9 protein-coding genes and 2 pseudogenes are annotated in these 11806 nt (G+C 55.5%); 6 read left to right on the top strand and 5 right to left on the bottom strand.

Features of this window, described 5'->3' with window-relative positions; translation table 11 throughout:
* Positions 1 to 204 precede the first annotated feature (204 nt).
* The 4 genes from BLL42_RS27415 to BLL42_RS30345 all read left to right on the top strand — a co-directional run bounded on the left by BLL42_RS27415 (position 205) and on the right by BLL42_RS30345 (position 2770).
* A complete protein-coding gene (locus BLL42_RS27415) occupies positions 205 to 996 on the top strand; it encodes a hypothetical protein (protein ID WP_071555652.1) in 792 nt (263 codons plus the stop codon).
* 8 nt (positions 997 to 1004) lie between these two features.
* Positions 1005 to 1499 carry a hypothetical protein gene (locus BLL42_RS27410; protein WP_071555651.1) on the top strand — a complete coding sequence of 165 codons (495 nt, stop codon included), beginning with the start codon at positions 1005 to 1007 and terminating at the stop codon, positions 1497 to 1499.
* A gap of 84 nt (positions 1500 to 1583) precedes the next feature.
* Positions 1584 to 2492: a DEAD/DEAH box helicase gene (locus tag BLL42_RS27405; RefSeq protein WP_071555650.1), complete on the top strand. Its 909-nt coding sequence runs from the start codon at positions 1584 to 1586 to the stop codon at positions 2490 to 2492.
* The gene (locus tag BLL42_RS30345; RefSeq protein WP_201788744.1) at positions 2462 to 2770 is read left to right on the top strand and encodes an AAA domain-containing protein; all 309 of its coding nucleotides are present in this window, start codon (positions 2462 to 2464) and stop codon (positions 2768 to 2770) included. Before BLL42_RS27405 ends, BLL42_RS30345 begins: the two co-directional genes overlap by 31 nt.
* On the opposite strand, the gene BLL42_RS30820 is transcribed toward BLL42_RS30345, so the two are convergent.
* Entirely contained in the window at positions 2767 to 2892 is a 126-nt protein-coding gene (locus BLL42_RS30820; RefSeq protein ID WP_269086203.1) for a hypothetical protein, read from the bottom strand. The two genes, BLL42_RS30345 and BLL42_RS30820, sit on opposite strands and share 4 nt — an antisense overlap.
* A gap of 11 nt (positions 2893 to 2903) precedes the next feature.
* On the opposite strand from BLL42_RS30820, the gene BLL42_RS30340 reads away from it, so the two are divergent.
* Positions 2904 to 3272, top strand: a complete 369-nt coding sequence (locus BLL42_RS30340) for a PDDEXK-like endonuclease domain-containing protein (protein ID WP_201788743.1) — start codon at positions 2904 to 2906, stop codon at positions 3270 to 3272.
* A gap of 122 nt (positions 3273 to 3394) precedes the next feature.
* Positions 3395 to 3952, top strand: a complete 558-nt coding sequence (locus BLL42_RS27390; RefSeq protein ID WP_071555648.1) for a hypothetical protein — start codon at positions 3395 to 3397, stop codon at positions 3950 to 3952.
* An 82-nt stretch (positions 3953 to 4034) separates the two neighbouring features.
* Here the strand turns inward: BLL42_RS27390 and BLL42_RS27385 are convergent.
* The 4 genes and pseudogenes from BLL42_RS27385 to BLL42_RS29900 all read right to left on the bottom strand — a co-directional run bounded on the left by BLL42_RS27385 (position 4035) and on the right by BLL42_RS29900 (position 11498).
* A pseudogene (locus BLL42_RS27385) lies at positions 4035 to 7040 on the bottom strand (AAA family ATPase).
* Positions 7037 to 7636, bottom strand: coding sequence for an ABC-three component system middle component 1 (locus BLL42_RS27380; RefSeq protein ID WP_071550147.1), 600 nt, complete (start codon positions 7634 to 7636; stop codon positions 7037 to 7039). The pseudogene BLL42_RS27385 and the gene BLL42_RS27380 overlap by 4 nt, the downstream one beginning before the upstream one ends.
* A gap of 1 nt (position 7637) precedes the next feature.
* A pseudogene (locus BLL42_RS27375) lies at positions 7638 to 9668 on the bottom strand (ABC-three component system protein).
* A gap of 1068 nt (positions 9669 to 10736) precedes the next feature.
* Complete coding sequence (locus BLL42_RS29900; RefSeq protein ID WP_129586917.1) at positions 10737 to 11498, bottom strand: hypothetical protein; 762 nt, start codon at positions 11496 to 11498, stop codon at positions 10737 to 10739.
* Between the last annotated feature and the right edge of the window lie 308 nt (positions 11499 to 11806).

Below are 11806 nucleotides of genomic sequence, written 5' to 3'. Positions count from 1 at the left end.
GCCCTGAAGGTACTCCAGTCGAAAATACCGGCTGAGGTTCGGCCACTGACGGTTGCGCTGCTGACCAGTGACCGCGAGGGGATCCGGCAATTCCAAGGCTCGATTGAGGCTATCCAACACCAAGTTTCGCAAATCAATCCATCACTTGCTCGGGGAGAGATTGATCGCCTGCACCAGTCCATTGATCTTGCTCATACCGAGCTGGTGAGGCTTGATCGCCGCGTCAATGAGATTGCCCTGAATCAGCTTTCCGATATCCAGGTAGGCGATGCCAAGTATCGTGCGGAAGAGCTTGCTGAGCTTCTGATGAAGGGCGGCGACCAATACGCCTGGTTTGACGACGAACTTTCATTGTCTCTCGAACACTCACTGCCTTTCGACGATGAGTTCGGTAGAAGCTTAAGACAGGCCCGTCGCGACCTCGGGCATGACCTTGTCTACGTCAACTACAGTCTGCCTGAGTTGGAGCAATTACCGGCAGCGGCGGATATCGGCAAGCTCCATGGCTCACTCTGCCAGCTAAAGTCGCTCGAATATGCCCTGGGTCAGGGTGATCTCATGCCCCTGAAATCCGACAGTGAAGCCGTTGTCGCTGCCGCCAGGAAGCTGGATCTGGAACTGGATCAGTGCGAAGAAAAGCTTGTGGTGTTGCACGACGGCGGGGACTGCGAAACTCCTTGGTCGCTGGAGCTGCGATTCAAGGCGGCAGGTGGACGCTACGACAGTGAGATTTCAGTCCTTGTAGGCATGCTTCCAGCCGCGCAGGCGTTGATGCAACGCCGCAAGGTCATGCTGGAAAACTCTGTTGAATTCCCAGAGGAAGCCTTGGATTGCGAGAAAACGTCCGAGGCCGTGGATAGAGCTACCGAAACAGGAAAGCCGTTTGGTCTGATGAGCTTCGAGCATCCCAAGCCAAGACACACATCAGCCATGTCCGGATCAATGGCTCGGCTCCGAAGTCTGCCGAGCACTGGAAGACCGTCCAGGACTACCTGAAGCTTTACGTGGACGTGCGATCCTTCACTGCGCGTTGGAACCCGCTGGCCGAGACCCTGGGGATCCCGCGACTTCAAGCGGGAATGGCCCATCTGCGGCAACTGGAGCTGACCGTTAGTACAGTTAAGGCGGCTCTCGAGCTCACCTCACGGTACGTCGACAAGGTACAGCCGCTCTGCGAGGAGGTCTTCGCAGACGCGCCGGATAACATGCATCGGCTGACAATTGCCGAGATTCGTGGCCTGCGGCAACACCTCACTCAAAACCTTGCGCGATTAGATCTCAGTATGGCGGGCGCCTCGCTCGCGATTCTGCAGGCCAAAGTCGCGGGCGAGGGCCCTATCGCCTGCCGGCTTCGTACATTTGTTCTGGAGTGCCTGGGCAGCCCGGATCAGGATACGCATCGGATCGTATCCCAGTATGTCGACCTGCTGACAGAACTGCAGCGGATCAGAGAACTCGGTGGCCTCCTGAATCATGTCAGGGAGGCGCGCATCGGGTGATGACAGCTGGAGCGGAAAAGCTCTCCGATCGGTTGTTGACTGTCCCCGTTGAGAACGTGCTGAAGACCTGGCTTTCCCAAGTAGTTGGAAGAGGCGTGGCAGCATGCGCAGATACGCTCTCACCTGCAGAGCATCGAAGCGCGTCATGAACTCGTCGAGCTAAACGGCAAGCGGGTAAAACTCGAGGCTGGCCTGGCGCGTATGTATCGGGAAGTGGTGAGCCGAGCGGCTTGGCTGTCCACTAAGGCCAATGCCAGCCCGATGGTACTGCAAGCGTTAGCCGGCTACTCGACAGCGATACGCAAGATAGGGCAGGGGACAGGGCCGAACGCGGAGCGTTATCGCCGCGATGCTCAACAGTGCATGCAGGATGCTGCCGGCGCCGTGCCATGCTGGATCATGAGTCACGCCAAGATTTCTGAGTCCATGCCGGCGGAAATAGGCGCCTTCGACCTGGTGATTGTGGATGAGGCGAGCCAGTCAGACTTATGGGCTTTGCCGGCTATCGTCAGGGCCAAAAAGGTACTGGTAGTAGGGGATGACAAGCAGGTTTCTCCCGATGGCGGTTTCAAATCCGGCAAGAGGATCGGCGAGCTTCGTAACCGGTTCCTGAATGACCAGCCCTATGGCGCCGACATGACGCCGGATAAATCTCTTTACGATTTGGCATCGCGAGTCTTCGCTGGTCACATGGTTATGCTGCGTGAGCATTTCCGCTGCGTCCCTCCCATCATTTCCTATTCCAACCAGTTCTACGGCGGTGCGATCCAGCCCCTTCGAATCCCTCGACCATCCGAGCGCCTCGATCCACCGCTGGTGGACATCTACGTCAAAGACGGAGTGAGGAACAAGAAGGGCTGCAACAAGCTTGAGGCCGAAGCCATCGTTGAAGAAATCCAGGCACTTATCAAGGACGACAAGTATGCGGGTCGCTCGATTGGTGTGGTGACGCTGCTAGGGGCATGGAACAAGCCAAATTCATCGATTCGCTAGTACGTGAACGATGCCCGGCCGTGGAGCTCCACGCACGCGAATTTGCGTGTGGTGACGCCAGCACCTTCCAGGGGAGCGAGCGCGACATCATCTTCATTTCCATGGTCGCAGATCCGGAGAACTGCCATCCGCTTTCAGGCAATGCTGCTGAACAGCGGTTCAACGTAGCCGCTAGCCGTGCGCGTGACAGGATGTACCTGATTCGCTCGGTCACTCTTGATCACCTCTCCCAGAAAGATGTTCGTCGTACACTCCTCGAGTACTTCAGCAAACCCTAACTGAGCAGGAGGTCGATCAGGATGGCCTCATCAAGCTGTGCGAGTCTGGGTTCGAGCAGCAGGTATTCAGCAGATTGGTTGAGCGGGGATACCGCGTCATCCCGCAGGTGAGAGTGGGGCATTCAGGCTCGACATGGTCGTAGAAGGCGCCAACGATAATCGTCTGGCCATCGAGTGTGATGGGGACGCTTTCCATGGCCCCGATCGCTGGGAGGCAGACATGAATCGCCAACGTATCCTCGAGCGTGCAGGCTGGACGTTCTGGCGGTGCTTTGCTTCGTCCTGGAGCATGCATAAGGAGGAAATCTTCGGAGAGCTTCTGCAGCGCCTAGCTGAGCTCGGGATCGAACCGACTAATGCCTTGGAAAAGCTCCCGGCTGTAGTAGAGCTACGGGAATGGTCATCCGCGGTTAGCACATCCATGGATGAAGATGACGAGGACATCGGTGAGTTGGCAGCACCAACGACTGCCGGTGAGGAGCAGCAAGCACTACCTATCTGAGAATTGACTGACCGCGCACAGGATCGATTTGTGCGCGGCAGTCCCAAGCTGGCTGCATCGACGGAGCAGTTGGCGATGCAGATAAGGCGTCGTGGTAGGCGAGGGCAGGGTGGGCAATCCCGATGCTATCGGCCAACGATTTTACGGGTCTGAAATTAATTATCTTTGGCTCAACGTCTCGATGCTCGCTGCAGGCCTCGGGGCTGATCTTCTCTGATTTTGATTTTCAAGGCCGCCAGCTACAGGACTTGGGCCCCGAAACCAGAGACCTGGATCTCCTATCTCTTCACAGCCCCTCCGAATATGGTTGGGCATTCGTTCTCGCATGGCATGAATCAAGCGATTTAAGCTACCAGCGATTCATCTACTCCTTGGCGGAATCAGGGCGCGGCGGGGCAAAGATTGAGGACATGCTGCTCCGGTTTTCGCTCGCGTGTTGCGAGAACCATGCGATTCGAATCTCCTGGTGGGACTCGCTACCTACGGTTGCGAAAAATCATGCTTTAAATTTCATGGCGGATCCCACCTTGGGAATACGAGCGGACTACCTCGGCGGGTACCCTGGTTACTCCCTCGTAGCGGCGGATCGGCTGAGCGAACTCACCAATATCTCGTTGCTGGTCTCTGGCGCGCAATACATGGCGATGAAGGTTATCAGGCTCAGCGTAGGCATCATGTGACCGTGCCAAACCGAAAGCTGGCACGGTCGTTTAGCCTTCAGGCCCTGTTGACTGCTCACACATCGTCGAGGGCTGGTGGTGGCTACTCGCTCACCGTTATCTGGCTTCTGCCCGGCCAAGGGGTTTCCACCGCGGTTACGCCCTCAGGGTGGGAACAAGTGACCATATGCGTGCTTCGATCCCATCATTCTGCAGTTTGCGCATGAAGTAACGGGCCTGAAGGGCGTCGTGGGTGGCGATGACCACCTGGAAATCATGATCAATGATGTAGTCGCGAAGCACATCAAAGACAGACGCGGCGTGCACCAGGTCGTGATGCTGTGTGGGGTCGTCAAGGAGAAGTCCGCGCCACGGAGACCACTGATGCTCCAACGCCATTGATAGCAGAAACGTCAGTTGCAGATCCGTCAGTTGGGCTTCACTGGCTATCGAGGTACTGGGGCTAACCCCCGTGGAGCGGCACAGACACCTCAGCACGTGGCTTTTGATAGGAGCTTCGGAAACTCAGGTTCGTCCCGGTGAACCTTTGTTCTCTGACCACGCGCTTGAGCAGTGCCTGCCACCGAGGCATAACCGCCTGGACGTGTTTCTGGACGTTCGCGATTTCGGAGGAAAGGAACTGATTAAGCGACTCCATCGCTGCAGATAGCTGCGACAGACGCTGCATGCCCGTCCGCTTCGACTCCACTTGTTGATGAAGGTGAGTCGAAAAGTCATCTTCCGACCGCTCGCCGCGCCGCCGATCCAGAAGGCCCTGTGCGAGACGGGCCTGCTCTATTTTGCTCCAGGCGCCGATCTCTATTTTGATGGTCTGAAGTGCCTCTGAGTGCCTGGTAAGCTCTGTGCTGGTGGACTGCAGCTGAGTCTCATGACTGCTCGCAACCTCGACAGTGGGATCGCCGGTGAATGAGAGCTGACGCCAGGACGCTCTAATCGTAGCCAATCGAGCTTGGGCCTCGGATAGCTGAGTCTCCAGATCATCTGCCGTATTCGTGGCATCTGTCAGCTGAGCCTGCTGACGATCCAGGGCGGACTGCTCGGCAGTCACCTTAGCGCCTAGCTCGACTAGCTGATTGGCATTCTGGTTCTGCGCGGTGGACAGCTCTGCCAAGGATTGCGCTGGCGGGGCGTCGGCGGTGATCGCTGCCAACGCCGCAGTGGCTTGCTCCAGCCTGGTGCTGGCTTCCGACCGGGCCTGCCGCGCGGCGTCTACTGCACGAACAGCTGCGTCGTATGCGTTCCTGGATTGCTCAAAAATCTCTGAGGTTGCTGGCGATGCGAGTTTGCTTTGTTTCTCGTCCAGCTGCAGCTTCGCAGCAGCATTGGCACCAACGCGAAGCCGGATGGACTCTTTCGCCAAGGGCACAGTATCGCCGCCAAGAAGAATGTTGGAGCTGATCTCGGCGATATCCGCTTTCAGGGATGCCTGCTGTGACTCCAGTTGAGTGATCCTGTTCTTGCATGCACTCAATTCTGCTTCGGCGCCCGTTACCGCTTCTGTACAGTCACGCAGAATATCAGCGGCCTTTTTCAAACGCCGTTCAGCTTCGACGACATTGGGGTCAATAGCCGCCAGCGCCTTGGCGACACGCTCATGTAATGCGACCGCGCCATGCTCTTCGCCACATAATGGGCAATCACCACGATCGCTTGGTAAGTGGGCCGCGATGGATGCAACGGCTTGGCGTATCGAGTCAGCCGCCGAGGTCAGATTTTCGTGATGGCTCTTAGCGGCCTGATCTTCTACTTCGGCGGCGGCCCTGGCGAATAGCGCAACACGAAGCTGTTCGTTGAGGATGTCCTCATGTACCTCCTCACCGCTGATGGTGCCGGTAACCTCCGCAACGTGCTGAAGGGTCAGCTCCCAGCGATCCAGGAGTTCCTGAGCTGTGAGAAGGTCGGCGTGAATCTGTAGCAGCGTCTTGCGCTGTCCATTAATCAGGTCGTGTTGGACACGGATCTGCTCATGCCCCTCATGCACTCTGCGCGCCGTAGAAGCTTCCAACTCAGTGTTGGTGAGGGCATCGTCGGCGGACTTAAGCACCTGCTGGCGTTGTTCGACCGCCTCTTTCGCCTTGGTCTCATTCACGTACCGGTTGAGCTGCTGAGCAATCGTATCGCGCTCAGTTTCTGCGGCGACCAACTCTCGTTGAAGCTGCTCAAGAGTAGCCACGGCCAACGAGCGATTTTCTTTCTTCTGATCCAGCTCCTGCGTCGCGGAGATGAATTCGGCACTGAGCTGCTCTGAACGAGCTTGTTCAGATACAAACCGGCCTATGAGGCCGTCGACCTCAGCCAATGCCTTGATCTGCTCACGAAGTCGCTCAAGCTTGATTTGCACCAATTGCTCCAACGCATCATGCACCGTTTCCAACCCATATTGGCCCAGTGGCGGTACGAGCAGGCCAGCGGGCAGTTGGTCGAAGCTTTGCGCCTGGTGCGCAATGTCCGATATCGATTCGGCAATGCTTTCCCTGCTGCGAAGCGCCCCTTGGGTCTGCGCAGCCGCCTGATCTCGGTCAAGGCTGAAGCTCTGCCATTCAGCAAACTCGGCTTCGAGCGATTCCAGCGAGGCTTTCGCGTGCTTAAGCTGCTCTGTGAGCGCTCGGCGGATGCTGCCAAGGGCAGAGCTTACCTGGCTGCCATCTTTACCAATTGGCAACCGCTCCAGCTGGGAACCAGCGACTTTGGGATCTGCCTTGACCAGCCATTCACCCTCACGCTGATCAAGCAGGTGGGTAAGCCTGAGCAGAAAGGGGATGTCTTCAGAGGCTGTCTCTGGAAAAAGAGGGCTCAGATCGCCCGATGTCTCAACGTCTCCGATGTTGGTAACTTGCGCGCTGGCTTGCAGATCACCGAAATCAAGGCTCACTCGAGCCATGGATTGAGAGTCTCGGATAATCGGGACAAGATTTCCGTCCAGGCGAGAGATCTTGCCAGTCAGTGCGAACTCGATGGCTTCAAAGATCGCCGTCTTCCCGGTGCCATTGGGGGCCAGGAGAATGGTTGCCCCGCGGCTGAGCTCAATCGTAGTTTCAGCGCCAAACCGGCGGATGTTCGAGAGCGTGATGGACTTTAAATGCTTCATTGCTCGTCCTCTTCGCCGAACGCCGAAACCTTGAGGGCTTCAGCGATCTCACTACCCGACTTTCCAGACAGCAACAGGTCTCGCCATGTATCGCGATGCGGCTCAACCCAGGCATGCGCCAGGACAAGGGCGCTGAGGGAAGCTGACAATGGATCACTAATGCTGTCTGAGCTACCAGGAATCGAAAGTGTCGCAAGGAAGCTACGGTCGAGAAAGGAACCGGCGTCTTCGTCCTCTCTGACGACTACCTTTCTGCAGAAACGGTCGTCCGTCTCGAGACGAGCAGCATCCTCAGACGCGACACCTTCAATGAGCATGAACATGTAGAGGTCAGCAGTTTGCGGCTCTGGAAGCATGTCACGGACATCCGCGGCCCACCGAAACGCCCCCTGGATTTTTGCCACATCGTAGGGAAAGGCTGCGATCAAGACCGTCCGCCAGCCCGCATTCTCCTGATTGACCCGTTTGAGCTGCATCCCTGCGGTAGCGATCTCAGCCAATGGCGGTGGCAATTCCACCGAATCGGCATAGGAAACGTCATAGCGACCTTCGGCACGGTTAGAGATGGCTTCAACCATCTCCGAGATTGTTAGCATTTCAGATTCCTTTCGTATTCGTATCGATGGCTGACTGGCGGGCGAGCAGTCGATCTTGCAATTGTTTACTAAAGTGTTGCCGCACCGTGGCTAGCGTACCGAAGCGCAATTGATTGAATACCCCTGAGCGGGTCACGAGCAGATGTGGTCGACGTTCTGCCGCCATACTGGTGGCCGTCTCTGCATCGTCAGCCATTCCGATATTCAACAGCTCTGAGGGAGGAGTGCTCACGCCTGACAGAATCACGACCGGGGCAGGGGACGGGCCGATAACGTTGATCAACGGATCGTCAGATAGCTCACGGACTTCGGGCGCTCCACTTGCGGGGCCAGACCAGTACCTGAGAGCGATGCTCAACACCTCTCCAAAATCCGGGAAGTGCTTCCAGGCAGTGCCGGTGCCACCAACCCCCACCGCAACCAGCAACAATAATTCCACCGCGGTGACCAATAGGTCTACGGTGCGAGGGCCGAGGCGAAGCGCATGCGTGGCATTTTTTCCCTCCGTTTCCGGGTACAGAAGCTGTTCCAGAAATTGACGGCGGCTCTCGGGATTATTGGTAAAGCCGTCCAACCACTCCAGCCAGATCGTTTCCATGGCATCAGCAAGGGCCGGGTCTTTTACGGCCGCAAGCTTTGCAGAGAGGCTTTGAATAAGTCGTTGCCACACCAGGTCGTCCATGGCGTTCGCGAGCGCTGCAGCTTCCGCTCGAGCAGCGCCTTGGGTCTTGAACTCATGATCCAGGGTGCACACGAGCCGCTCAGCATTTTCTATCCACGGGAGATCTCTGAGGTCACTTTCGGCGCAACCGAGGGTATGCCCAACTTCATGGCTAACGCTGGAGCGCCAGGTTGGTTCGCCCAGCATTAGGCTCTGACTACCGTGGGGCAAGTGCAGCGCCATTCGCAATATTGCGGATGGACGCGTAAGCGTTGCTCCAACAGGAGGTGCGTATGGTGCATACACCCTGAGCCTCCGGTTCCCGGGGGAGCTACCCCACAAGTGATCTACCACGCCCTGTGCTGATCGGGGGACGAGCGCACCGAGATCATGGGTGCCAGAAAAAGACCATGTCTTGCCGGCAGGCTGAATTTCATCCCCTAAGAGATATTGAGCCCATGTTTCGATATCAGGGCGAAGCTCATCTCTAAGCTCGCGGATGATCGCATGACACCCCAAGGCCGAAACGTCAGAGGTCTCTGCGGTGATTACCGAGATTAGCCGTTCGAGCGTGCGTTCTGGATTCGTGAAATGCCTGCCCAGGGATTGGACTGAGCGCTGCTCCAATGTCGCGTCATTCCCAACGCAGGCAACCGTGACAAGCTTCAGGGTGTCGATGATCTGCGTCCAATTCTCGAAGCCACACCACGTTGTGAGCCAGAGGTGAGCCCGCGTTGTCGGGCCGTCAACACGGTGAGCCAGATCTTTGGGATTGAGTCCGTCCTGGCGGCACAGCTTACACAGCTCGTCCAGATGGTTAACGGTTAGATCGTCTTTGATTTTCAGATTCGCTCCTACAAGCGTCAGCTGAAATCGACGTTCAGGCAATTAAGCGAATGTGCCGGCGCGGGCATGCTTGGCTAAGCTCGAAAACGCCGAGTCAAGAACGGAAAGGCTGTCCTTGGCCGCGTCAGCATTGGCATCAGCGGCATCAGCGGCATCAGCGGCATCAGCGGGTTCGTCCGAGGTGGGTTCGTCCGTAACAACAGGTTCAGAGGAGCCGGAAGCAGGTTTTGCGCGCTTCTTTTTACGGGCGAGTCGGAGCTTTGCAAGCTTGCCCAGATACACTTGCATATCGGGGTCTTTGGTGCAGAAGTCCGTGGTCTGACGCTTGACCTGCAGGTGCTCAAATGAATCTCGGGAATGGACAATTACGACGTCATCCCACTCTTCGATACCACCTTGCTCGGCGCCAATTTCCAGCGGAGCCCGACGCCCGTCGAGGAATTTTTCCAGCATGTCCGACAAGCGCTGAGCAATGACCAGTTTCTCGTAAAGCGACTTCTGCTCCAGCCGAAACCGTCTGATCATACTGGCATCCCTTTACTTCATTATCTTGTTGGCCAGCTCCGCTGGCAGTTCGCCACATCTTACCACTTGGCAGCTGCCGGTCGTACTGGACGTGCAGGCCGAAGCAGCGGACGCGATTACCCCACTGCACAGAAACCACATGGGGTCGTTTCATCAAGCCGAGCTATGGTTACTGAACAATGATACTCAAGCCGCTAGATTCGAGACAACGCGCGTCTGCTAAGCGACTCAAGTCAGCAGACCAAGGTCAAGACCAGCCAAGACCAGCCAAGACGACACCATTGCGCGGCTTACAGGTAAGCTCAATGCCTTGGTCATCGCGTCAGATAGAGAGGAGGGTGCTAGAGAGCAGCTCATCGACCAGCTAGCCATTCCCGCGATGAAATAGCCTCTCTGCGAGAAGCGGCTATTGAGGCCGACTCAGAACGATGCTGGACAGCTGCGACACGAGCTGAAGCAGGAACAACATGAACACAATCCATCACGGTGCGAGCGAGCAGATGATCAGCGCCAAGAGTGATATATATCGGGATGAACCACGCGTTTCTGGATTTCGGGACGCCCTCCAGCGGCTCAGGAAATATTCGATTGCTGGACATTTGCAGCTGCGAGGAAAGCATTGCTCTAGTGAACAATTTTCGAAGGGCGGGGTTGCGATGATCTTGCACGAGAGATAAACCGACGACAATCGTGCGAGGAAGGCGGCGTTATTCGCCGTGGTTAATTAATTGAGGGCATAGCAGGCGCTGATAAATCATAAACCGGCTTAGCAACCGTCCTGGGATAAGTCGGCCAGCGAAGAGGTTCAGTAATAGTTATTGGCGCGCAGCAGTGCATGGAGTCGGCTTTCTGCATGATTTCTAGGTCGAGATCGGGTTTTCGACTCAGAAAATGAGACTCGGATGCGCTGGAAACTCAATTGATCCCATTTATAATGCGTATTTTTGACCTGTTGATTTAGCGACGTGTTTGCTCGCGCAGACAATGCAATACGAAAGGCGGCCCAGCTTCTGTAAAACCCCGCATCAATAGGAAATAGTATCTGTTCTGGCAAAGGCTGATTTACGTTTATGCCCAAGCAGTCGAGATAATCTTCGAAAATTTTCGTGAAGCCCGGTGGCAAGCACTCGTCAGGATTTCCAAGGCGTTCATGCCACCCCCCTTTTTCTTAAAAAACTGACTTAACATTGCATCGTGCTTTAACGAGCCAACCACTTTGCGTTCTGGGCCTTTGCAATATAGAGCAATAGCAATATAAGTTGAAATAATTTTCCTTTTTAGTTCAGGGAGCTCCATACACTCAATCTCTTTAAGGCACCAGTCCATTTCATCTCTTGTGAATAACACCTTGCTATCGAAGGCGCGGCTCTTGTGATTCAACACTATTATTTCGGCTCCATTTAATCCAACTTCCCTTCTGTAAAATTCAAAGAATTTATTTCCTCGGCGTTGAAAATTCGAAATTCGATTACGAACGGCGCCAGTCCCAAATTTGTATGGCCGCCATTGTGGATTGATGAGCCATTCAGAGAACTCACTTGGAGTCGGTATGAAACGCTTTAATGAAGAGATTGCAACCCAGGTTTCGGGCGGTGCAGAGACATGTGTGATATATGCCTCGATATCTTCTTGATTCCAGTCTATGAGTGAGGTGCCGTTTGAAAAGCTCCAATTAAGCATCTGCATCAACGCGCTGGTTTCCAGTGTGTATAAGTCATACGCTGTACCAGGAGTCCAAGTATGAGCTACCCAGCGTAGATAACGGTCGCAATACCACAGATTGATGAAAGGCTTGGAAGCTGGATCAACCGCACTGAGCCGCTGGCGCACATGGTCGTTCCCAGGAAATTTGGAGTCTTGGTTTGGCCACCAATGGTCGTAGGGAGCGAACATAGGGAAAGGGGAAAATGGCGGCACAATCCAGGTTCTCCCAGACTAAAATGCAGTATTAGCTCACGGTCTTTCTATAGGTTTAGCAGAAGATTAAGGAGCATGGCGTGCGGCCGAGATGCAGATGATCAGGGAGCGGGGGTTCGTGATTGGACAGCGCGTACGCCAGATGAAGTGGACGCGGCAAACCCATGAATTTTACGGAAACTGGGTTTCGTGAAAAAACAAGCGTAGGTTTGTGATAACCG

This window comes from Pseudomonas frederiksbergensis (genome assembly GCF_001874645.1).
GTDB lineage: Bacteria > Pseudomonadota > Gammaproteobacteria > Pseudomonadales > Pseudomonadaceae > Aquipseudomonas > Aquipseudomonas frederiksbergensis_B.
Note: the sequence above shows the minus strand (reverse complement) of the source record. Positions and strands in the feature narration are given on the sequence as shown.